This is a genomic window from Maricaulis sp. (assembly GCF_030149515.1).
In the GTDB taxonomy this organism is placed as follows: Bacteria; Pseudomonadota; Alphaproteobacteria; order Caulobacterales; family Maricaulaceae; genus Maricaulis.
In genome coordinates this window covers 34,106-56,498 of record NZ_JASBRI010000007.1, presented here as the reverse complement: position 1 = coordinate 56,498, position 22,393 = coordinate 34,106, and the positions used below count along the sequence as shown (strand labels likewise).

The 22,393-nt window shown below is 65.8% G+C and carries 23 protein-coding genes; 11 read left to right on the top strand and 12 right to left on the bottom strand.

What is annotated here, in order from left to right; genetic code table 11:
- Nucleotides 1-125 precede the first annotated feature (125 nt).
- Nucleotides 126-815 carry a sulfur transferase domain-containing protein gene (locus Q1U94_RS03450; RefSeq protein ID WP_300541968.1) on the bottom strand — a complete coding sequence of 230 codons (690 nt, stop codon included), beginning with the start codon at nt 813-815 and terminating at the stop codon, nt 126-128.
- A 35-nt stretch (nt 816-850) separates the two neighbouring features.
- Here Q1U94_RS03450 and Q1U94_RS03445 point away from each other — a divergent pair, with 35 nt between their 5' ends.
- The 4 genes from Q1U94_RS03445 to Q1U94_RS03430 are packed head-to-tail and all read left to right on the top strand — an operon-like array spanning nt 851 to nt 4,883.
- Complete coding sequence (locus Q1U94_RS03445) at nt 851-1,654, top strand: lysophospholipid acyltransferase family protein (RefSeq protein WP_300541967.1); 804 nt, start codon at nt 851-853, stop codon at nt 1,652-1,654.
- Entirely contained in the window at nt 1,651-2,937 is a 1,287-nt protein-coding gene (locus Q1U94_RS03440; RefSeq protein WP_300541966.1) for a 3-deoxy-D-manno-octulosonic acid transferase, read from the top strand. Before Q1U94_RS03445 ends, Q1U94_RS03440 begins: the two co-directional genes overlap by 4 nt.
- Nucleotides 2,934-3,944, top strand: coding sequence for a tetraacyldisaccharide 4'-kinase (gene lpxK, locus Q1U94_RS03435; RefSeq protein WP_300541965.1), 1,011 nt, complete (start codon nt 2,934-2,936; stop codon nt 3,942-3,944). Before Q1U94_RS03440 ends, lpxK begins: the two co-directional genes overlap by 4 nt.
- Nucleotides 3,945-3,953: 9 nt before the next feature.
- Nucleotides 3,954-4,883 (top strand): lysophospholipid acyltransferase family protein, encoded by a 930-nt coding sequence (locus tag Q1U94_RS03430; RefSeq protein WP_300541964.1) that lies wholly within the window; start codon nt 3,954-3,956, stop codon nt 4,881-4,883.
- Between the two features lie 2 nt (nt 4,884-4,885).
- Here Q1U94_RS03430 and Q1U94_RS03425 read toward each other — a convergent pair whose 3' ends face one another.
- From Q1U94_RS03425 to xseA, 3 genes are read right to left on the bottom strand one after another with little or no spacing between them, the layout of a single operon-like run.
- Nucleotides 4,886-5,779 carry a M23 family metallopeptidase gene (locus Q1U94_RS03425; RefSeq protein ID WP_300541963.1) on the bottom strand — a complete coding sequence of 298 codons (894 nt, stop codon included), beginning with the start codon at nt 5,777-5,779 and terminating at the stop codon, nt 4,886-4,888.
- Nucleotides 5,776-6,006 carry a DUF2093 domain-containing protein gene (locus tag Q1U94_RS03420; RefSeq protein ID WP_300541962.1) on the bottom strand — a complete coding sequence of 77 codons (231 nt, stop codon included), beginning with the start codon at nt 6,004-6,006 and terminating at the stop codon, nt 5,776-5,778. Before Q1U94_RS03420 ends, Q1U94_RS03425 begins: the two co-directional genes overlap by 4 nt.
- Nucleotides 6,007-6,053: 47 nt before the next feature.
- Complete coding sequence (xseA, locus tag Q1U94_RS03415; protein WP_300541960.1) at nt 6,054-7,505, bottom strand: exodeoxyribonuclease VII large subunit; 1,452 nt, start codon at nt 7,503-7,505, stop codon at nt 6,054-6,056.
- A 104-nt stretch (nt 7,506-7,609) separates the two neighbouring features.
- On the opposite strand from xseA, the gene purD reads away from it, so the two are divergent.
- The 3 genes from purD (at nt 7,610) to Q1U94_RS03400 (ending at nt 11,322) form a co-directional block, all read left to right on the top strand.
- Nucleotides 7,610-8,887: a phosphoribosylamine--glycine ligase gene (gene purD, locus Q1U94_RS03410; protein WP_300541958.1), complete on the top strand. Its 1,278-nt coding sequence runs from the start codon at nt 7,610-7,612 to the stop codon at nt 8,885-8,887.
- Between the two features lie 78 nt (nt 8,888-8,965).
- Nucleotides 8,966-10,261 carry an amidohydrolase family protein gene (locus Q1U94_RS03405; RefSeq protein ID WP_300541956.1) on the top strand — a complete coding sequence of 432 codons (1,296 nt, stop codon included), beginning with the start codon at nt 8,966-8,968 and terminating at the stop codon, nt 10,259-10,261.
- Nucleotides 10,258-11,322 (top strand): phosphotransferase, encoded by a 1,065-nt coding sequence (locus Q1U94_RS03400; protein ID WP_300541954.1) that lies wholly within the window; start codon nt 10,258-10,260, stop codon nt 11,320-11,322. Before Q1U94_RS03405 ends, Q1U94_RS03400 begins: the two co-directional genes overlap by 4 nt.
- On the opposite strand, the gene Q1U94_RS03395 is transcribed toward Q1U94_RS03400, so the two are convergent.
- Entirely contained in the window at nt 11,319-11,735 is a 417-nt protein-coding gene (locus Q1U94_RS03395; RefSeq protein WP_300541952.1) for a hypothetical protein, read from the bottom strand. The genes Q1U94_RS03400 and Q1U94_RS03395 overlap by 4 nt on opposite strands.
- A gap of 56 nt (nt 11,736-11,791) precedes the next feature.
- On the opposite strand from Q1U94_RS03395, the gene Q1U94_RS03390 reads away from it, so the two are divergent.
- Nucleotides 11,792-12,532: a sulfite exporter TauE/SafE family protein gene (locus Q1U94_RS03390; protein WP_300541950.1), complete on the top strand. Its 741-nt coding sequence runs from the start codon at nt 11,792-11,794 to the stop codon at nt 12,530-12,532.
- Nucleotides 12,529-13,107, top strand: coding sequence for a GNAT family protein (locus tag Q1U94_RS03385; protein ID WP_300541948.1), 579 nt, complete (start codon nt 12,529-12,531; stop codon nt 13,105-13,107). The genes Q1U94_RS03390 and Q1U94_RS03385 overlap by 4 nt, the downstream gene beginning before the upstream one ends.
- Here Q1U94_RS03385 and Q1U94_RS03380 read toward each other — a convergent pair.
- From Q1U94_RS03380 to tadA, 3 genes are all read right to left on the bottom strand, one after another.
- A complete protein-coding gene (locus tag Q1U94_RS03380; protein WP_300541946.1) occupies nt 13,104-13,577 on the bottom strand; it encodes a hypothetical protein in 474 nt (157 codons plus the stop codon). The two genes, Q1U94_RS03385 and Q1U94_RS03380, sit on opposite strands and share 4 nt — an antisense overlap.
- 104 nt (nt 13,578-13,681) lie before the next feature.
- Entirely contained in the window at nt 13,682-14,014 is a 333-nt protein-coding gene (locus tag Q1U94_RS03375; protein WP_300541944.1) for a TfoX/Sxy family protein, read from the bottom strand.
- Nucleotides 14,004-14,459 carry a tRNA adenosine(34) deaminase TadA gene (gene tadA, locus Q1U94_RS03370; protein WP_300541942.1) on the bottom strand — a complete coding sequence of 152 codons (456 nt, stop codon included), beginning with the start codon at nt 14,457-14,459 and terminating at the stop codon, nt 14,004-14,006. Before tadA ends, Q1U94_RS03375 begins: the two co-directional genes overlap by 11 nt.
- A 65-nt stretch (nt 14,460-14,524) precedes the next feature.
- Here tadA and Q1U94_RS03365 point away from each other — a divergent pair, with 65 nt between their 5' ends.
- Entirely contained in the window at nt 14,525-15,475 is a 951-nt protein-coding gene (locus Q1U94_RS03365; RefSeq protein ID WP_300541940.1) for a pseudouridine synthase, read from the top strand.
- 3 nt (nt 15,476-15,478) lie between these two features.
- Entirely contained in the window at nt 15,479-16,039 is a 561-nt protein-coding gene (gene rsmD, locus Q1U94_RS03360; RefSeq protein ID WP_300541938.1) for a 16S rRNA (guanine(966)-N(2))-methyltransferase RsmD, read from the top strand.
- A gap of 144 nt (nt 16,040-16,183) precedes the next feature.
- Here rsmD and mutL read toward each other — a convergent pair whose 3' ends face one another.
- The 4 genes from mutL to ileS all read right to left on the bottom strand — a co-directional run bounded on the left by mutL (nt 16,184) and on the right by ileS (nt 22,295).
- Nucleotides 16,184-18,055 (bottom strand): DNA mismatch repair endonuclease MutL, encoded by a 1,872-nt coding sequence (gene mutL, locus Q1U94_RS03355; protein WP_300541936.1) that lies wholly within the window; start codon nt 18,053-18,055, stop codon nt 16,184-16,186.
- Nucleotides 18,056-18,111: 56 nt separating this feature from the next.
- Entirely contained in the window at nt 18,112-18,654 is a 543-nt protein-coding gene (locus Q1U94_RS03350; protein WP_300541934.1) for a DUF3035 domain-containing protein, read from the bottom strand.
- 76 nt (nt 18,655-18,730) lie between these two features.
- Nucleotides 18,731-19,330, bottom strand: coding sequence for a signal peptidase II (lspA, locus tag Q1U94_RS03345; protein WP_300541932.1), 600 nt, complete (start codon nt 19,328-19,330; stop codon nt 18,731-18,733).
- Complete coding sequence (gene ileS, locus Q1U94_RS03340; protein WP_300541930.1) at nt 19,323-22,295, bottom strand: isoleucine--tRNA ligase; 2,973 nt, start codon at nt 22,293-22,295, stop codon at nt 19,323-19,325. Before ileS ends, lspA begins: the two co-directional genes overlap by 8 nt.
- Nucleotides 22,296-22,393: the final 98 nt, after the last annotated feature.

Below are 22,393 nucleotides of genomic sequence, written 5' to 3'. Positions count from 1 at the left end.
CCCCTCCAGCACTCGACCGGCCTGTCCGGTCGCGAAACGTGGTTAACGAGAGGTAATTTGCCTTATTCCTGTGGATAGAGTCGTCATATCTGATGATTCCGCGGGTTATAAAGAATCAGCCCGCGCTATTCCCGGCGAAGCACGCGCTCGGTCAGGACGTTACCCCACCAGCTTGACATGAAACCCGACTGCACCCGGTTGCGGTCGTAGACATTCTCGATCCAGTCCATGAATCCAATCGGATTCGATTCGGTGTAGGCGCGGTAGGTTTCGAAGAAATAGTCAAGCACGCCGGTCTTGCCGGCCTTCACGTGAAGATATTTCAGGGACAGGTGCCGGATAGCCTCATCATAGGGCAGGCCCAGCCGGGTGAGGCAGAACAGAACCGATATCAGCCCGGCCCGGTCGGCTCCGGACTTGCAGTGGATAAGGGCGGGATACTCGATCTCGTCGAAAATCCGTACGGCCCGCTGGATACGGTCGACATAGGGCGCCTCGCGCGATCCGAACGGCATGTCGATCATGACCAGGCCCAGGCGCTCGCAGGCCTCTTTTTCAAGATCGTAATAGCAAACACCCGGCTGGGTGCCGCGGATGTTGAGAATGGTCCTGAAGCCCCGGCCAGCCAGTTCTTCCAGCCTCTGCGGCGAGGGCTGGTTGGCGCGCCACATGCCGCCACCGACCTCGTGCATATTGTGGAATCGCTGCCGCAGGATGCCGTGGTCCTTCCACAGATAGTCCTTCCAGGCGCGTTCGCGGTCTTGCGGGTCACTGAGGTCGTAGGGCATCGGCTCGCTTTCCGGTTCGCTGGGCATTTAGGCCCATGAGGCGGGCAAGGCAACCGCGCCCCATGCTTGACCTTTTGCGTCATGAAGGCGAGCTAGTGACCACCATGCTGAAACGCCTGCTTTCCCTGCCTTGGGCCCAGGAAGTCGTCGGCTTCCTCGTCCTTCTCTATGTCGAAGGAGTCCGCCGCTCCATTCGCTGGGAAGTCCGCAATGGCGGGCATGTCGAAAAGGTCTGGGCCGAGAAGGGCGCCATTATCGGCTGCGTCTGGCACGGCCGCGTCCTGATGGCACTGCAGGGCTGGAACCGGCAATACGACCGCATGGTGGCCCTGGCCTCGCGATCACGCGAGGGCGAGATCGGATCGCGCTTTGCCCGCTGGTACAAGGTGGGCGTGGTGCGCGGGTCCTCGCGCAATCCCGACAAGCCCGGCCACACCAAGGGCGGCGAGGCCGCCTACCGGGCCATGGTCAATCATCTCAGGGCCGGCGGCTGCGGCGCAGTCACACCGGACGGACCGCGCGGACCGCGCATGCGGGCCGGGTTCGGCGCGGTCCGCATGGCGCGCGACACGGGTGTACCAATCCTGCCCTTCACCTGGTCGGCCCGGCGCAAGACCGTGTTGAGGCGCGCCTGGGACAAGCATTGCCTGCCGCACTTCTTCACCCGCGGCGTGATTATCTGGGGCGATCCGATCCACGTACCGGCAGATGCTTCGCCCGAACAACTCGAGGCGGCACGGCTGCAGCTGGAGACCGTACTCAACGATATCACCCGCGAGGCTGACGAAGCGGTCCGCGGCCCCGTGATCGAACCGGATGAACGCCTGCGTCCGGGCACGGCCAAGACGCCGGGAGCGCCGGCGTGAGCCTTCCGCCTGCCCTGATCTGGTATCGCGGCATGACCCGTCTGGCCGCACCGTTCCTGCCGGCCGTGCTGGACCGCCGCGCCCGGCACGGCAAGGAGGATCCGGCGCGGCGCCACGAACGGCTGGGCCGGCCCCGGCAGCCCCGCCCCGATGGCCGCCTGGTCTGGCTGCACGGTGCGAGCGTGGGCGAAAGCCTGGTACTGGCCACGCTGGTCGACGCCCTGACCGAGCGCCACCCCGATCTGGGCTTTCTGGTCACCACGGGCACGACGACGTCCGCCAGCCTTCTGTCCGAACGCCTGCCCGCACAGGGAATGCACCAGTATGTGCCGGTCGACACGCCGGGCGCGGTGTGCCGGTTTCTCGAGCATTGGCAGCCGGACCTCGCCATTTTCGCCGAATCCGAACTCTGGCCCAATCTCGTTGTCGAGACTGCGCGGCGCGATATACCGATGGCGCTGGTCAATGCGCGCATGAACGATGCCTCGATCCGCAATTGGCGGCGGCGGCCGGATACCGCGCGCTACCTGCTGGGCCGTTTCGGCTGGATCGGCGCAGCAGATACGCGCACCCGCGACGGGCTGGAAGATCTTACCGGCCTGCCCATTGCCCTCGCCGGCAATCTGAAACTGGAGGCCCGGCCGCCCGCGGCCGACCCGGTGGAGTTCGATCGGCTCGAGCCTCTCCTGGCCGGACGGCCTGTCTGGCTGGCGGCCTCGACCCATGCCGGCGAGGAAGAAATCGTGCTGGACGCGCACAAGGCCGTGCTGGCTCGACAGCCCGATGCCCTCCTGATCCTCGCCCCGCGCCATCCCGACCGCGCCGACGCAATCGCCCGCCTCGCCGCCGACAGGGGATTGAGCACGGTACGGCGCTCCCAGGCGGCCGATCCGGACGACCGGACACAGGTCTGGCTGGCCGACACGCTGGGCGAAATGCCGCTCTGGTTTGCGCTTGCACCGGTATCACTGATCGCCGGCAGTCTCATTCCCGGCATCGGCGGGCACAATCCGGTCGAGGCGAGCCAGGCCGGATCCGCCGTGATCACCGGCCCCTTTGTGCCCAGTTTCGACGAGCTCTATGCCACCTACCGCAAGCGCGGAGCCCTCCTCGACGCCGCCGACGCAAGCGCGCTCGCTGCGGCGGTCCGGACGGTCTGGGACGGACAAGGCCCGCCCGCAGGCGCCGCCCGCACCGCCCTCGCCGAAGCCTCGGGCGGGGCGCTGGCGACCACGCTGGCAGCACTGGAGAGCCTTCTGGCAAGGCGGGAGGTCATAGCATGAGAGAGCCGGCCTTCTGGCGCACCGATGGCGGGCGTGGGTCCGGCGCCCTTGCCCGTGCCCTGTTGTCTCCGCTCGGCACGCTCTATGCCTGGGCTGTGGCACGGCGCATCCGCAAGACCGCCCCGGCCAATGTCGGGATCCCGGTAATCTGCGTCGGCAATCTGACCGTGGGCGGGACCGGCAAGACACCTGTTTCATGCGCATTGTTGTCGCGTCTTAAGGCCATGGGATACCGCCCGGCAGCCCTGTCGCGCGGGTATGGCGGCACTGTTTCGGGACCATTGCGGGCCGATCCTGAAGCGCACGCCGCGCGCGAGATCGGCGACGAACCCCTCCTCCTGGCCCGTGCTGCCCCCGCCTGGATCAGCCGTGACCGCCCCGCCGGGGCCAGGGCCATCGCCGGCTCCGGCGCAAATGTCATCGTGATGGATGACGGCCATCAGAACCCGACGTTGAAAAAGCATTGCTCGATCATCGTTGTAGACGGGGCCGCCGGCTGGGGGCCCGGCACCATCTTCCCGGCCGGCCCGCTGCGCGAGCCGGTCAAATCCGGCCTGGCACGCGCCGATGCGGTTGTGGTCATGATGCCCGGCAGGGACACTGTTCCGGACTATCGCGGCCTCGGCCTTGCCGAGCTGGAAATTCCTGTTTTCCACGCCTGGCTGGAACCCGCCGCACCGCCGCCGGATGGACCGCTGGTGGCCTTTGCCGGGATCGGGCGGCCGCAGAAATTCTTCGACGCTCTCGCCGCCGCCGGCGGACAACTCGCTGAAATTGCGAACTTTCCCGATCATCACTCCTACACAGCGAAGGACCTTGCGCGACTGGACGACCTGGCCGCCGCGCACAATGCATCCCTGATCACGACCGAGAAGGACTGGGTCCGCCTGGATGTACAGTCCCGCACCCGCATTGCCGCCTGGCCGGTCGAGGCGCGCTTTGCCAACCCGGCGGCTCTGGACGGTCTGTTGCGCGATGTGATGGACGCCGCGAACCATGGTCGCTAAATCCCCGTCATGATCGAAGCCCAGCGCAGAGCCTCCCTTCTGACCCGGATTGGCTGGCGGTTCGAGGCCGTCGCCTGGGACGCCTATGCGGCCTGGTATCGCGCCAAGGGGATCGACAAGGCCTCAGACGCGGCCGGCGAGCTGATGCGTCTGATCGGCCCGCTGACCCCGACCCAGCGCATTGCGCGCATCAATATGCAGCGCTGCTTTCCCGAAGCGGAGAAGCCCGAGATCGACCGCCTCCTGGGCGTCATGTGGGAAAGCTTCGGCCGCCTGGCCGGCGAGATGCCGCATCTCGGCGTCTTCGCGGGCCCCGAGTTCGACGAACGTGTGGAATTCATCGGCCGGGAACGCCTGGAAGCCGCCCGCGACAGGGGCCAGCCCCTGGTCATCATTTCCATGCACCAGTCCAACTGGGAAATCGCCGCAGCCGCGATCAGCCAGACGGGCCTGCCCTGCCACATCACCTACCGCCCGGCGAACAACGCCCTGATCGACCAGCGCATTTCCGACATGCGTGTGGGTTATGGCGTGAAAACGCTGACAGCCAAGGGCGGCGAAGGCGCGAAACTGCTGATGCAGGCGCTGAAGCAGGGCGAGTCGATCGCCCTGATGAACGATCAGAAGATGAATGACGGGGTGGAAGCGCCCTTCTTCGGGCATCCCGCCATGACAGCTCCGGGCCCTACTCGCCTGGCCATGCGCCATGGCTGCCCGCTGCAGCCCCTGTCGGTGCGGCGCATTGGCGGCGCGCGCTTTCGCGTCGAGGCCCACGAACCCATCGAGATTTCAGACAATCCGGACAGATCCGCCGCCATCGTGGATACCGTGGCGAAGATCAACCAGTGGGTGGAAGGCGAGATTCGCAAGGCACCGGAACAATGGTTCTGGGTGCACCGGCGCTGGGCCAAGGACGTCTATCGGGTGGCGACCGGCTAGGGCTATTCCAGACCGTTCAGGTCCAGATCCAAGAGGGATTGCGGATCGACGTAGAACCCGTTCCGCAGCTTCACACGCCAGTCCAGATGCGAACCCGTCGCCCGGCCGCCGGCGCCCATCTGGCCGATCAGCTGGCCCTGTTCGACGATATCGCCGTCTTCCACCGACACACCGGACAGGTGAAGGAAGGCCGAGACCAGGCCCTGACCGTGATCAATGAAGATCAGTCCGCCTTCGTAATACATGTCCGGCTCGGCCAGCGTCACCAGGCCGCCCGCGGGCGCATAGATCGGCGTACCTTCCTGGTTGGCCCAGTCCAGACCCCAATGGGGATTACCTTCATGGCCGTTGTTATAGACCCGCGCCGAACCGTAGACGCCGGTCGTGATGCCCTCGGCCGGTGCGATGAAACCGTCAAGGAAACCCTGCCCGTCCCAGACCGAATTGAAGGCGTCCTGTTTTTGCGCGTATTCGCGCTGGCGCCGCGGCAGGGTGGAGGGGTCGGGCGTCACGGTCGCCTGCGGCACACCATCGACATGCTGGAGATCGTATTCGCGCTGGGCGATGGAAACCGTTTCGACGATCTGGCCGGTGCCGTCGCCGGCATCGCTGTAATCGATCCGCAGGGCCAGGCTCTCGGGCGCCTGACGCGGAATGCCCAGCGTGACGAAGCCGCCGGCATCGGCCCTAGCGGAGACCTCGCCCAGCGTCACGCGCGTTCCCGGCTGGAAACGACAGACCAGCAGGCTGCCTTCGCGCCATTGGCCACGACACCGGTCCTGCGGCGCCGCACCGACCCGCACATTGTCGCCGCGGTTCTGCGCGATCAGTTCGCCAATCGGGTCGGCAGACCCGCCGGCGGATTGCAGAGCGATAGTCAGAAGCAGGGCAATCATTGACCGGGCTCCCCGTGCAGCTCCAGCCAGCGCTGCTTGGCGACCAATGCGTCACGATAGGCTTCCTGCTCGTCGACATTCCAGTAGCGCAACTGTTCCAGTGCAATCTTCTCACCCGTCACGGCACAGCGCACATAGGCCCCGGCCTCGAGGATGATGAAATCGCTGTCGCCATACTCGAGGATGGCTTCGCCCTGGAATTCTTTGTCAAAGGTGAAATCACTCATGAGGCCGCTCTAGCATGCTCGCCGCAAAAGGGGGAGTAGCACGGTGATCAAAACAGGGTGCCCTGGCCTTCCGGACGCGGCCGGGTGGGCGGCTTTGCCTTGGGCTTGGCCGAGCCCGGTTTCGCCGCCGGCGGGGATGACAGTGGTCCCTTTTCGCCGTCCACAATCGCCGATCGCCGCGTATCGGCAAACTCCAGCTCGACCCTGGACCCGCTATCCAGTGCCTTGCCCGAACGCACCACCATGCCGGCCTCGTCGCGGACCAGGACAAATCCCCGGCTGAGCACGGATTCATGGCTGACCGATTTCAGCCGCGCGACCCAGTTTTCGAACCCGCGTCTTTCCTGGCGCAACACACGCCGGATCGCCGGCGTAAGCCGCTCGCGCAGCCCGGCCACGCGCTCGCCGCGCTGACGAATATCCCGGCTCAGGGCAGCCGGCTTGAGCCCGGCCTGGAGAACCAGGAGTTTCGAACGCTTCTCGGCCGCATTGTTGAGCAGCGCGGGATCGAGCTTGTCCGCGATCATGTCGAATCGCTGACGCTTGAGCTCAAGCAACGACGCCGGGCGCGGCAGGGCCCGCGCGGCCCCGCGCAATTCCGACCGGCGCCGGTCGATATGGCGCGACAGGCCGGAGACCAGGCGCGCTGCCAACGCGTCGACATCGCCCTTCAGTTCGGCGCGAACCGGCACCGCCATTTCCGCGGCGCCCGTCGGGGTGGGTGCGCGGCGGTCGGCGGCAAAATCGATCAGCGTTGTATCCGTCTCGTGGCCAACGGCGGAGATGACAGGAATGTCACTCTCCGCGACAGCACGCACAACGATTTCCTCGTTGAAACTCCACAAGTCCTCGATCGAACCGCCGCCGCGCGCCACGATCAGGACATCGGGACGCACCACCGGTCCGCTGGCGGTAAAGGCGTTGAAGCCGCGTATCGCGGTGGCGATCTGCTCGGCCGCCTTTTCGCCCTGCACCAGGACCGGCCAGAGAATGACATGGCGCGGGAAACGGTCCTGCAGCCGGTGCAGGATATCGCGGATCACGGCCCCGGTCGGTGAGGTCACCACACCGATCGTGCGCGGCAGGAAGGGGATGGGCTTCTTGCGCTCGGGGTCGAACAAGCCCTCCGCGGCGAGCATCTTCTTGCGCTCTTCCAGCAACGCCATCAACGCCCCGGCCCCGGCGGGTTCCATCGTGTCGACAATCAGCTGGTATTGCGAGCGGCCCGGATAGGTCGACAGACGCCCTTCGATAACGACTTCCAGGCCTTCTTCCGGTTTGAAGCGGAACCGCGCCGCCGTGCCCTTCCAGGCGATGGACGCAATGACAGCCTTGTCGTCCTTGATGTCGAAATAGACGTGACCCGACTTGGCCACGACCACGCGACCCAGCTCGCCACGCACACGGACATGGCCGAAAGCATCCTCGATGGTGCGCTTGAGCGAACCGGCGAGTTCGGAAACGGAGAATTCGTGAAGGTTTCCGGAGGGCTGACTCATGACTTCTCTGGTAGGATGGATCCGGCCGCACCGCAACGGCCCCACGGACTCGCGAACGAAGCGGGTTTGGGCTAGGCAGGGCCGAAAGGCTGCAAGAGGGTGACATGAAGGTTCTCGTTGTCGGATCGGGCGGGCGCGAACACGCGCTGGTGTGGAAGATCGCGCAGAGCCCGCTGCTGACCGCGCTGCATGCGGCGCCGGGCAGTGCGGCGATGGCCGAACACGCGACCTGTCACGATGTGGCCGTGTCCGATCTGGACGGGCTGGTCGAGCTCGCAAAGGCCGAATCGGTCGATCTGGTTGTGGTCGGCCCCGAGAATCCGCTGTGCGACGGTCTGGCCGACCGGCTACATCAGGCCGGCATTGCCACCTTCGGCCCGTCCAGGCTGGCCGCACGCCTGGAAACCTCGAAGGCATTCGCCAAGGATTTCTATGCCCGCCACAATGTGCCGAGCGCCCGCTACGGCACGTTCTCCGACGCGGCCGAAGCGAAGGCATTTCTCGACCAGTTCGAGCCGCCCTATGTGCTCAAGGCCGACGGGCTGGCCGCGGGCAAGGGTGTCGTCATCGTCGAGGACCGCGCGGACGCCGAAGCCGAGATCGATGCCTTCCTGTCGGGCAAGTTCGGCGATGCGTCCAAGACGCTCGTCATCGAGGAGTTCATGGCCGGCGAGGAAGTCTCCGTTTTCGCCCTGTGCGACGGCGAGCACGTGCTCTTTTGCGGCGCGGCGCAGGATCACAAGCGGGTAGGCGAAGGCGATACCGGTCCCAATACCGGCGGCATGGGCGCCTATTCTCCGGCCCCGGTTGCAACGCAAGCGCTGATCGATACGGCCATGAAGACCATTATCGAACCAGTGGCAAACGGGCTAGCCGCCGAAGGCCATCCCTTCCGGGGCGTGTTGTTCGCCGGCCTGATGGTTACCTCCGAGGGCCCCAAAGTGGTCGAATTCAATATCCGGTTCGGCGATCCGGAATGCCAGGTCCTGGTAATGCGGATCGCGAACGACTTCCTGCCCTATCTCAATGCGGCTGCTACCGGCGGCCTTGCCGAGATGGCGCCGATCGACTGGTCGCCCGAGCCGGCGATCACCGTCGTAATGGCAACCAGGGGCTATCCGGAGTCATACGAGAAGGGCTCGGTCATCAGGGGCGTTGCGGAAGCCAACCGCATGGAAGGCGTGCATGTTTTCGAGGCCGGCACGGCGCGCAACGCTGACGGTGAGCGTATCGCGGCCGGCGGACGCGTACTCAATGTCACGGCATCGGGCGAAAGCCTTCACTACGCCGTCGACCGGGCCTATGCCGCCATCGACCAGATCGACTGGCCCGACGGCTTCTGCCGCCGGGACATCGCATGGCGGGCGCTCAAGCGGCATTAGGCCATCGCCGCATACGTCATTTGACTTCCCGGTATGCATCTCCATCCTCTGCGCAGCACAATTCGTGGGGAGACGATCATGCTGAAATCCGCCCTCGCCGCGCTGGCCCTCAGCGCCACTGCCGGCTTCGCCATCGCGCAGGACGCCGAAGAGGCGCCGCTCACGGTAATTCATGCCGGCTGGCTCCTGGCCGTACCGGGTGAAGACCCTCTGGCAGACCAGTCCATCCTTATCCGGGGCGAACGCATCGAGGCAATCGAAGCCGGTTTCGTCAGCCCTGAAGGCGCCGAAATCGTCGATCTAAGCGACGGCTATGTCATGCCCGGCTTCATCGACAGCCATGTCCATCTGCAGTCCGAACTCGGCCCGGGCCGGCGTTTCAATGCCTTTACCCATTCCGCCTCCGATCTCGCCTTCGACGGCGCGGTAAACGCGCGCACAACACTACTTGCCGGCTTCACGACCGTGCAGGATGTTGGCGGCAATTTCGAAGCCAGCCTGGCACTACGCGACGCGATCAATGACGGCGACATTCCCGGACCGCGCCTGCGCATCGCGGGATCGTCCGTCACGCCCACCGGCGGGCATGGCGACGTGAACGGCTTCAATCTCGATGTGCTGCACATGTTCTCCAGCGAAACCTCGTGCGACGGTCCGGCAGCATGCCGCGAGGCCGTACGCTCCCTGGTTCGCGGCGGGGCCGACGTGATCAAGATCACCGCCACGGGCGGCGTTCTGTCCGACACCGCAGCCGGTGTCGAACGGCAGTTCTTCGACGACGAGTTGGCCTCCATCGTCGAAGCGGCACACATGATGGGCCGCCGCGTGACGGCGCACGCCCACGGGGCGACCGGCATCAATGCATTCCTGGAAGCGGGTGGCGATTCCATCGAGCACGGCACCTATCTCGACCGCGAGTCGATCCGGCTCATGCGGCGCAACAATGCCTATCTCGTGCCCACCGTGCTGGCCGGGGTGACGGTCGCCGAACTGGCCGAGACAGCCGATTTCATGACCGACAACCAGCGCGCCAAGTCGCGTGCCGTCGGGCCGCTGATGCTGGACATGGCCCGCCGCGCCCATGAAGGCGGGGTCACCATCGCCTTCGGCACCGACAGCGGCGTCTCCCGGCATGGCGACAATGCCCGCGAATTCGAACTCTATGTCGAAGCGGGCATGACGCCCATGGAAGCGATCGTCACCGCGACCATCAACGCCTCGCACCATGTGCAGATGGAAGCCGATATCGGCACGATCGAGGCCGGCAAGTTCGCCGATATCGTCGCCGTGGACGGCAATCCGCTGGAGAGCATTTCCGAACTGCGCGATATCGATTTCGTCATGAAGGGCGGCGAGGTCTATCTGAGCGAATGAGCGAGATTGACGACCAATTCTCCGGCACCAAGCGGGTCACCGATGCCCTGGCCTTCGACGAAGGCGCGCTGACGGCCTGGATGGCCGAACATGTGGACGGCTTCGAGGGTCCGCTGACCGTTTCCCAGTTCAAGGGCGGCCAGTCCAACCCGACCTACAAGCTGGACACGCCCGGACACGCCTATGTGCTGCGCCGCAAGCCTCCCGGCAAGCTGCTGCCCTCCGCCCATGCCGTCGACCGTGAATTCGAGGTCATGAGCAAGCTGGGGGCCGCCGGCTTCCCGGCGCCCAAGATGCACGGGCTATGCATGGACCGCGACGTGATCGGCACGGAGTTCTATGTCATGGATTTCGTCACCGGCCGCATCTTCTGGGATCCGCTCCTGCCCGATCTGGACAAGACCGACCGCGGAGCCATCTACGATGCCGCCAACGCCACGCTGGCGCAGCTGCACGGGATCGACCACGAAGCCGCGGGCCTGGGCGAATACGGCAAGCCGGGAAATTACTTCCAGCGCCAGATCGGACGCTGGTCGAAACAGTATCGTGCTGCGGAAACCTCGACCGTCGAAGCGATGGACCGGCTGATCGACTGGCTGCCCCGGGCCGCGCCGGAGCAGGAACGCACCAGTGTGGTGCACGGCGACTACCGGCTGGACAACATGATCTTCCATCCCACCGAGCCCCGCGTCATTGCGGTTCTCGACTGGGAACTTTCGACCCTGGGCGACCCCCTGGCCGATTTCACCTATCAGCTGATGGGCTGGGTCATGCCGCCGGAGGTGCGCAACGGCTTTCTGGGTATCGACATTGCCGCAATGGGGATTCCCACGATCGGGGAATACACCGAAGCCTATTGCCGGCGCACCGGGCGGGACGGCATTCCCGAACTGGATTTCTACTTCGCCTACAACATCTTCCGGCTGAGTTCGATCATCCAGGGCGTCTATGCCCGCTCGCTTCAGGGCAATGCCTCGAACGAACGGGCCAGGGAGATGGGCAAGGCCGTGGAGCCGCTCGCCCAGGCAGCCTGGGGCTTTGCGCAGAAGGCTGGAGCCTAACCGCCGATATGGCCCAGCCAGGGTGCCATCAGCGCCAGCCCCACGACCAGTTCGAAGCCCACAGATAGCAGATTATAGCCGGTCCGAGTCTGGTGCCGGCGATGGTCCAGCAGCATCGAGACCGAACGGCCGATGGCCATGCCCAGCCAGGCCGCTCCGGCCGCGAATCCTGTGGCGATCACACTGGCCATGCCGGCCTGTTCGCGCATGGCGATGGCCAACAGCACGGCGGCGTGTAGCAGCAGAAGTCCGCCGCCATAGGATGCCCGGAATTCCGCCCATCCTCCCGGCCTGTCGGCGTCCGCCCGCAAACGCACAACCCGCGAACCCCAAGCCGGAAAGATCAGGCTGCCAAGCCCCAGCGCCGCACCGAGGGCGGCCGCTAAACCACTGAAGATTACCGCAACGGGCATGAAATTCCCCTGTACTGTCCCGGACAGGAAACAGGTGAATCCGGAGCCAGACAAGCATGCTCGCGATCCTTCTTGCCGCCACCTTCATCACCGCCTTCATCTCGGGCGTGTTCGGCATGGCGGGCGGGCTGATACTGATGGGCGTCCTCGCGCTTCTCCTGCCGGTCTCTGCCGCCATGGTTGTACACGGGGCGGTGCAGAGCGTGTCCAATGGATGGCGCGCGATCCTGCACATCAGGTGGATCGACTGGCGTATCCTGGGCATCTATCTGTTCGGCTCGGCCAGCGCGGCGGCGATTCTCGCCGTCGCCACCTTCCAGCTTTCCAAACCCTGGCTCTTCGTCATTCTCGGCCTGGTGCCCGCCGTCATCTGGCTACCCAGGCGCCGGGTGCATTTCGATGCGGCCAGGCCGCTGCACGCCGTGACCTGCGGTTTCACCGTGACCGGTCTGAACACCGTCGCCGGCGTTTCCGGCCCGCTGCTCGACGTCTTCTTCGCGGATACCGAGCGCGACCGCCGCTGCATCGTGGCGACCAAGGCAGCAACGCAGGTCGTCTCCCATTTCGTCAAGATCGGCTACTACGTCATGCCGGCCATCGCCGCAGGCACCCTGCCTCAGGCACACTGGCTGCTGATCGCGGCACCGCTGGCCATTCTGGGCACCACGCTGGGCGCCCGCTTCCTGGCGATAATGAGCGATGTGCAATTCCGCCAGTGGACGAAGTGGATCGTCTCGGCAATCGGCGCGGCTTATGTGATCCGGGGACTGGTCCTGCTGGCAGGAGGAAGTGCATGAAGATCGAACCGGCGGTACTGGAAAACGCCATTGTCCGCCTGGAACCCCTCACCGAATCACATCGCGAAGAGTTGCGCCCCCTCGCTCAGGAGCCCGAACTCTGGGCTCTGACCTCGCTGCGCGGCGATGGCGAACATTTCGATACCTGGTTCGATCTGATGCTGGACGGGCAGGCCGATGGCGGTCAGGTCTCCCATCTGGTGCGGGCTCAAACGGACGGCCGGGCAGCCGGGCATTCCGCCTACCTCGCCATCACGCCGGCCCACAAACGCCTTGAGATCGGCTGGACATGGTACGGCCCCATGGCCCGCGGCACGAAAGTCAATCCGGCCTGCAAACGCCTCCTGCTCGGCCGCGTCTTCGATTGCGGCGCCGAACGTGTCGAACTGAAGACGCACCACCGCAACCTGCGCTCACAGAATGCCATGCAGAAAATGGGCGCGACCCGGGAAGGCAGGCTGCGCCGGCATCTTCTGTGCTGGACCGGGGAATGGCGCGATACGGTGTGGTTTTCGGTGCTCAGGGAAGAATGGCCGCGAGTCCGCGACGGGCTGGATGCCCGTCTGTCCGGCTAGCTATTGCAGGCGGACAGTGCGCCGACGATACGGCCGGCGCGGATTTCCAGCTCGACTTGGCCGGGTCCGGCTGTAGCGGCGCCGAAAACCAGGAGATCGGCCGGCGCGCCCGGCATCAGGACCGTTTCGCGCGGCGAGGGCGCAGCGCTGCGGTTGGAGGTGCGGATGAAGATCGCCGCGGCCTGCCGCGCGGGACGCGGCCGCACGACGGCACCGGGACGCTGGAACACCGTCACGACCTGCCGGGTTTCCAGCAGCAGGCCTTCGCCGATCGCGGAAATACGGCCATTCTCGATGAAGATGTCCTGATCGTCCCAGCGGCCCGACGCGTCCATGATGGTCACATCCTGCAGCAGCAGCGGCGCCGGCTGGCACACGACGTTGCCGGCCACGTTCGCGGCGTGGGCCGCGCCGGCGGCAGCGAGCACCACGAAGGCCGCTGAAATGGAATTGATCAGGGTACGCAGCATCTCGCGCTCCGGTAAGCCGCGACCCTATTCGACCGCATACCGATTCAACGCAAGACAAGGTTTTATGACAGTTTCGGCAATACGCAATTTACCGAATAATATCGTTACTTGACCGGCAATGTCCGGACAAATCCTAGGCTCTGCGCCGCCCACTCCGAAAGGGAATCGTCATCAAGATCGGCCGGGCCGTCGACCGTGACCCAACCCGTCATCACCCGTCCGGTCAAATCCATCGGCCGGGCGCCCGGTTTCGCCAGCGCCGCCTCGTACGCGTCCGGTCCGACGCGCACATGCAGCTCGTCCCTGGATGTGCCATAGCTCATATGGCCGTTCACCAGGAAGGCGATACCGCCGAACATGCGCTTGCGCACCGGATCGGCCCCCTGCGCCCGCAATGCCGCCTCCAGCCGGTCCGCCAGATCGGGATCAAATGCCATCGCCCTTCGCCTTTCGCCGTGAGCGGAAGAAACCGCGGAGAAGGTCCGCACTCTTCTCCGCCATGATCCCCGAAACCACATCCGGGCGCCAGTGACAGGTGGGCTGATCGAAATATCGCGGCCCATGGGCGACGGCCCCGCCCTTCTCGTCATGCGCGCCATAGACCAGCCGGCCGATTCGGGCGTGGCTGATGGCGCCGGCGCACATGGCGCAGGGTTCCAGCGTGACGAAGAGTTCCAGCCCGGTCAGACGATAATTTCCGCGCCTTTCCGCCGCTTGCCGCAAGGCCAGGATTTCGGCATGGGCGGTCGGATCGTTCGCCAGGATCGGCCGGTTATGGGCTTCGGCCAGGATTTCGTCCGTTGCCGGATCGACCAAAAGCGCGCCGACCGGCGCTTCGCCGGCTTCGGCGGCCGCTTGCGCCAGTTCTAGCGCTCTGGCCATAAAACGTGTATCGCGCGGGTCCGTCATCTCCAGCGGGTTAGTGCCGCCGTCAGAAAGGGTCAAGCGTGACCGAAACATCCGACACGTCCGAGCGCATCGCCAAATATCTCGCCCGGGCCGGAGTGGCCTCGCGCCGCGAAGTCGAACGGATGATAGAGGCCGGCCGTATCAGCGTGAACGGCAAACGCCTGGACACGCCGGCCGTCAAGGTTTCGCCGGCCGACCGGATCGAGGTCGATGGCAAGCCGGTCGAACCGCCAGCCGCCACCCGCCTGTGGCGCTATCACAAGCCGACCGGCCTGGTGACGACCCATGCCGACCCGGAGGGCCGGGAAACCGTGTTCGACGCGATCCCCGGGGATATCGGCCGGGTCATCTCCATCGGCCGGCTGGACCTCACCTCCGAAGGCCTGCTTCTCCTGACCAATGACGGCGCCCTGGCGCGCGCCCTGGAACTGCCTTCGACCGGCTGGACCCGCCGCTATCGCGCCCGCGCCTTCGGCACGATCGACGAGGCAGCGGTGGCCAGGCTGCGCGCCGGCGTGACCGTGGACGGCCTCAAATACGGGCCGATGGACGTCGAGATCGAACGCGAGACCGGATCGAATATCTGGCTCAATATCGGCATCAGGGAAGGCAAGAACCGCGAGGTCCGCAAGGCCCTCGACAGCGTCGGCCTGAAGGTCAACCGGCTGATCCGCACGGCCTATGGCCCTTTCCAGCTGGGCGATCTGCCGCGCGGCGAGATCAAGGCCGTGCCCGGCCGGGTATTGCGCGACCAATGCGGACACCTGGTGGAGATGGCGGCGACCACCGGCGAGGCCGTGGCCAAGAACCGGCCCGCCCGCAAGCCGGCCCGCCGCAAGATGGGCGGGGCCGGTCAACCCGGCCTGCCCAAACAGGGCGGAGAGGACGGCGCCAAGCCGCTCAAGCGTGCCCGCGGCCGGCCGTCGGCCCGCCATTCCGGACCCGATGCGGCCCCGCGCCCGCCCCGCAAGCCGCGAGGCCGGAGCTAGGCCATGCGCATCGTCGGCGGGAGATACCGCAATCGCCCCATTGTCGCACCGAAGGGCCGTTCGACGCGTCCGACGTCCGACCGGGCACGGGAAAACCTGTTCAACGTGCTCGAACACGCCGGCTGGGCACCCGCCATCGACGGCGCCCGCGTGATCGACCTGTATGCGGGATCGGGCGCGCTGGGCCTGGAGGCGATGTCGCGCGGCGCAGGCTTCTGCCTGTTCGTGGAAATGGCGGCCGAGGCGCGCGGAGCCATCCGGAACAATATCGACACGCTGCAGCTTTTCGGCGTCACCCGCCTGCACCGCCGCGACGCCACAGCATTGGGGGAAAAGCCGTCCAATCTGGGCGCTCCCTTCAACCTCGTCTTCCTCGACCCGCCCTATGGCCACGGCCTGGGCGAGAAAACGCTGGCCCGGCTGATCGAGGGCGGCTGGGTGAGCGAACATGCCGGCGCCGTGCTGGAAGTCGGCGCCGACGAGGACCCGGTCACACCCGGCTGGGAGCGGCAGGCGGTGAAGGAATACGGCGCGGCGAAGGTGCTGTTTCTGACGCGGGGCTGAGGCCAGGGTCACACGCCTTCCCGTCTCTGACAGGACCTTTTCGCTTCCGTTCTGTTTGCCCCGGCCCTGTGCCGGGGTCCGGGGGAATGACGCCTTCCTTGTCCAAACGCGCCCGGTCCCTCGCTTGCGCGGGCGCGGCGCATTTTACCGCCGCCCGAACAGCCGCTCGATATCGCTGAGCTTCAGCTCCACATAAGTCGGCCGGCCGTGATTGCACTGGCCGGAATGGGGCGTGGCCTCCATTTCGCGCAGCAGGGCGTTCATCTCCTCGCCGGTGAGACGGCGGCCGGAGCGGACCGAACCGTGACACGCCATGGTGCCGACCACGTCCTCCAGCTTTTCCTTCAGTGACAGCGCCTGGTCCGTTTCGGCCAGGTCGTCGGCGAGATCGCGGATCAGGCCCTGCACATCGAGCTTTCTCAGGAGGGCTGGCGTTTCGCGCACGGCGATGGCGCCTTGCCCGAAGGGCTCGATCACAAGGCCCAGCTCCTCCAGCTCGTCCGTCCGGTCGAGCAGGCGCCTGGCCTCTGCTTCGTCGAGATCGACGATTTCCGGCACCAGCAATTGCTGCCGCTGCACGCCGGTCTCCGCGATCATCGTCTTCATGCGCTCATAAACAAGACGTTCGTGCGCGGCATGCTGGTCGACAATGACGATACCGTCAGCGGTCTGGGCGACGACATAGGTCTCGTGCACCTGCGCCCGGGCCACGCCCAGAGGCCAGTCGGGCCGAGATGCAGGCGCATCGGCAGGTCCTTCCGAAAACCCTGCGGGCACGGATGTCCGTTCCTCGTCCAGCCGCGCGGACATACCGGGGTCGAAGACGCGGCCCTGAACCGCTTCCTCCGGTCCGGCGGGGCGGCCCCAGCCGGCGACGTGATGGGCTGCGGACCGGTAGGGCTGTGCCGGCGCTGCATATCCTTCCGGCCGGGCCCGGCCCAGGGCGAAGCCGGCCACCGTGGTGGACGCCCGGTGTCCGGCGCCCGCCAGGGCATGGCGCAGCGATCCGACAATCAGGCCACGCACAAGAGCGGAATCGCGGAAGCGCACCTCGGCCTTGGCCGGATGCACATTGACGTCAACCAGATGGGTGGGCAGGTCGACATTCAGGGCCACGACCGGATGGCGGTCGCGGGCCAGGAAGTCCTGGTACGCGCCGCGCACCGCCCCGCCCAGGAGCTTGTCGCGTACCGGCCGGCCGTTGACGAAAAGGTATTGGTGCTGGGCCGAGCCGCGCGAAAAGGTCGGCAGGCTGGCAAAGCCCGAGACGCGGACACCGTCGCGTTCCTGGTCGACTTCCAGCGCATTGTCGCCGAAATCGGCGCCCAGCATGGCCGACATGCGGGCCTTGCGGGCGTCGGCTCCCTCGCCCCGCTCGGCCGCGACAGACAAACGCTTGCGGCCATCGAGCGTGAGGAAGAAGCCGACATCCGGGCGCGACATCGCCAGACGTTTGACAACATCGGAGATCGCCTGGTTTTCGGCCCGCTCGCTCTTGAGGAATTTCAGCCGAGCCGGCGTCGCGTAGAAGAGATCGCGCACTTCGATACGGGTACCGCCGCGTCCCAGCGGCGCCGCCGGCGCCGTACCGTGGGTCTGCCCCCCCTCGACCGAAATGGTAAAGGCATCGCCCTCGCCCCTGGCCTGGCTGGAGATCGACAGGCGGGCGATCGAGCCGATCGAAGGCAGGGCTTCGCCGCGAAACCCCATGGTGGCGATGTTGAGCAGGTCGTCCTGCCCGTCCGCGCCGACAGGCAGTTTCGACGTGGCGTGCCGTTCGACCGCCAGGGCAAGCTCCGCCTCGCTCATGCCCTTGCCGTCATCCTCGACAACAAGACGCACCAGCCCGCCGCCCTCGGCGGAAATGTCGATCCGGCGCGCACCGGCATCGAGGGCATTTTCGGCAAGCTCCTTCACCACGGACGCCGGCCGTTCGACCACTTCGCCGGCGGCGATGCGGTTGACGGTTTCCGGCGGCAGCCGGCGGATGGCGGGTTGGGTGGCGGTCAACGACATGGGGCCAGCCTTCCGGCTGGCCCCGAGTCGGTCAAGTCTGCAGGGATGCGCGGCAGTTAAAGACCGGGCAGTTTCGGCAGCAGGCGCCGGTCGCGTTCGATCTCGACTTCGCCGCCGCCGGTCGCACCGAGAATGCGTTCCTGGCGCTCGGCTTCCGCTTCCGGATCGAGCGGCGTGGCATCGGGCGGCGGATTGTAGGACCCGTCGCGCCAGAACAGGATCTGGTCGGCAAAGCCGCGCGATTTACGCACCACGCCGGCAGTTTCGCCGTCGATGATGGAGCGGATGAAGGGATCGGCTCCGCCGCCGCCGGCCCGGGCGACAAGCAGGGCTTCCGCATCCGAACCCTCGAAGCCCGAAGAGGCCCCCAGCAGGGCGGCCCGCGCCTGCTGATCGGGATAGATTTCGTCCGGACGCGCCTCGCCCGGACGCGGCGGGCGCAGATTGTATTCCGGGGGCACGGTCAACGGGGCGATCGTCACCGTGCGGAATTCGTCCGGCGTGACCCGGTTGCCGCCCAGGGCCTGGGAGACGCCGGAACATCCGGACAGGGCGATCGAGGCCGTGGCAGCGGCCAGAAGAGCAGTACGCAAACGCATCTCGACGAAGCTCCGTAGATTGTTGCGCCCAGTTTTAGCGAAGAGTGGCGTTCATCTCCACCCTGCTTACCACCCTTTAACGATCGGCAGCAGGTTTCCGGTCGTTAACAAGCAGGTCGAGAATGATCGCGGCCACGCCCAGATTGATCCCGACATCGGCAATATTGAAGACATAGGGGAAGTAGACATCGGAAAAATTGAGGAAATCGACCACGGCGCCGTAAAGGACGCGGTCGATGGCATTGCCGATCGCGCCTCCGATGATGAAGCCGAAGGCCACGGCCTGCAGCCGCCGGGCAGCCTTGAGCGGTCCGTAGGACAGCAGCCCCGCGATCAGAGCGCCGGCGACCAGTAGCGAAAAGGCGACGAGGACAAAACGCCCCAGCGGCCCGTCGGCCCCGAACAGGCCGAAACTGACGCCCTTGTTCCACACCATGGTGAGATCGAAGACCGGAGAGACCTCGATATGGCCGCAGGTATTGGCCAGGCCGATCCGCTCCTCGCCCGAGGCACGCTGGAATTCCAGACAGCCTTCGGGCGAGAAATTGAGCTTGTCGAGCACGAGCCACTTGCTCACCTGGTCGAGCAGGATGATCGCGCCGGCCAGGGGCAGCCCGATACGGGGCGCCGGCGACGTCGCCAGACGGCGCCGGATGTCACCCCACGGATCAGCCATGCCGGGCATCCCAATACGCCACGGCGTCGGCATCGCGCGGGGTCACGTCGGGATAGCGCGGATCCGCCCCGATCTCGGTGGAATACTTCCAGGATCGGGCGCATTTGGCGCCCTCGGCGCGGCCCGGCACGACCGCCACATCGGCAACATCGTCCAGCCGGAAGGCCTCACCGCCGGCCGCGCCGTCGATCAGATAGGCCTGGCTGGTGATGGTGATCTCGGCCAGGAAGTCGTCCACCCCGTCCGGAGCCTCCGCTGTCATGGCCGCGCGGAAGACCGGATCGGTCACATGCACGCGCGGCGCGGCTTCCAGCGAGGAACCGATGCGCTTTTCGCGACGCTCCACTTCCAGCGCCCCGTTCACCACGCGGCGCAAACGGCGGATGGTGCGCCAGTTCTCGGCCAGGCCCCCGTTGTGCCAGTCGGACGGCGTTTTCGGGAAGGTTCGCAGATGCACGCTGTCGTCCCCGGACGGGAAGCGGGACAGCCAGACCTCTTCCATGGTGAAGGGCATGATCGGCGCCAGCCAGGCAGTCAGCCGCATGAACACTTCATGCATCACTGTCCGCGCAGCGCGGCGGCGGTCCGAATCCGGCCGGTCGCAATAGAGGCTGTCCTTGCGGACATCGAGGTAGAATGCCGACAGGTCGACGACACAGAAATTGAACAGGGCCGCATAGACCTTCTTGAAGTCGAAGGCCTCGTAGCCGGCCTTCACAACACCGTCGAGCTCGTGCAGGCGGTGCAGTACCCAGCGTTCCAGCGAGGGCATGCGCTCGAGCGGCAGGTGTTCCACCGTCTCGTCATAGCCGTGCAGCGCGCCCAGCAGGTAGCGCATCGTGTTGCGCATCTTGCGATAGGCATCGACCGAGGTCTGCAGGATTTCCTCGGAAATTCTCAGATCGTCGGTGAAGTCCTGGGCGGCGGCCCACAGGCGCAGGATCTCGATCCCGTATTTCTTCGCGATCTCGTTGGGCGCCAGCGTATTGCCCAGAGATTTCGACATTTTCCGGCCTTCGCCGTCCATGACGAAACCATGGGTGAGTACATTGTCGTAGGGCGCCCGGCCGCGCGTGCCACAGCCTTCCAGCAGCGAGGACTGGAACCAGCCGCGATGCTGGTCGGAGCCTTCCAGATAAAGATCGGCCGGCCATTTCTGGTCCGCCCGCGGCTCCAGCGCGAAGGCGTGGGTGCAGCCACTGTCGAACCACACATCGAGAATGTCGGTGACCTTCTCGTAATCGTCCGCATTGTATTCTGCGCCCAGGAAGTCCTCGGCCGGACGCTCGAACCAGGCGTCGGCCCCCTCCTCGCGCACCGCCCTGACGATGCGGTGATTGACCCTGGGATCGTCGAGCACCCGCGTCGTGCCCTTTTCCACGAACAGGGTCAGCGGCACGCCCCAGGCGCGCTGGCGCGAAACCAGCCAGTCCGGCCGCTGTTCGACCATGGAGCGGATCCGGTTCTCAGCCGCCTTCGGCGTCCAGCCCGTCTCGGCAATGGCCTTGAGCGCCTTTTCGCGCAGCGTGCCGCCGGACTTCATGGGCCGGTCGATGGCCACGAACCATTGCGGCGTGTTGCGGAAGATGACCGGCGCTTTCGAGCGCCAGGAGTGTGGATAGGAGTGTTCCAGGCGGCCGCGGGCCAGCAGCTGTCCGAGTTCGACCAGCTTGTCCATCACCGCCTTGTTGGCCGGTCCGTCCTGGCCCTGCTTTTTCCCGTCCAGACGGATGATGTGCAGCCCGGCGAACAACGGGATATGATCGTAATAGGCCCCGTCCGCCCCGACGACATGCGGCACCGCCTCGTGCTTGTCGTGCCATTCGGGAAACGCCATCCAGGCCGCATAGTCCTCCGCGCCATGGCTGGGCGCGGTGTGCACGAAACCGGTGCCGGCCTCGTCCGTAACGTGATCGCCCGGCAGCAGCGGAACCGGATAGCTCCAATACTTGTCGGCCTCGGCCAGCGGGTGCGAGCAGACAAAGCCGGACGGGTCCACCGTTTCCAGGCGTTCCCAATTGACGATTTTCGCGGCCCTCGCGGTTTCCTCCCACAGCGCGTCGGCAATGATCAGCGTGTCGCCGGGCGCAGCCCAGGGCTGGAAACCTTCGGCGTCGACGCCCGTGACCTTGTAGAGGCCGTAGACGATCTCGGGCGAATAGCAGATCGCGCGATTGCCCGGGATGGTCCAGGGCGTGGTGGTCCAGATGATCACGCTGGCACCGATGCAGGATTTCGGCACGGCCGTGCCGTCCTTGCGCACGCCGCGCAGCGGGAATTTCACATGGATCGTGTTGGAGGTCTTGTCGTGATACTCGACCTCCGCCTCGGCGAGGGCGGTCTGCTCGACCGGCGACCACATCACCGGTGCCGAGCCGCAATAGACCAGACCTTCCTCGACGAATTTGAGGAATTCCTCGACGATCATCGCCTCGGCGTCGAAGGACATGGTCAGATAGGGATCGTCCCACTCGCCGGAGACGCCCAGGCGCTGGAATTCCCCGGACTGCACGCCGATCCATTCGGACGCGTAGTTGCGGCACTCGGTGCGGAATTCCTTTTTCGGGATATCGTCCTTGTGACGACCCCTGGCGCGGAAATTCTGCTCGACCTTCCATTCGATCGGCAGGCCGTGACAATCCCATCCCGGACGGTAGGGGGCGTCATAGCCGGCCATCTGGCGCGAACGCACGACGAAATCCTTGAGGATCTTGTTCATCCCCGTTCCGATATGGATGTGCCCGTTGGCATAGGGCGGTCCGTCGTGCAGCACCCAGCGCTCGCGCCCTTGCGACTGCTTGCGCAGCCGCCTGTAGAGATCCAGCCTGGCCCAGCGCTCGAGCCATTCCGGCTCCTTCTTGGGCAGGCCGGCGCGCATCGGGAAATCAGTCGTCGGCAGGAAAAGTGTGTCTTTGTAGTCGCGAGCGGCAGCGTTGGCGCCGGTCTCGGCAGGCGTATCCGTCATCGGATCGGGTCCTTGCGGTCTGGGTCGTCAAATAGGTTCAAGGCAGGACATCTCCCGGCACCGCCTGGTTCACCCCTGGCGGCCCGGGCCGGTAATTC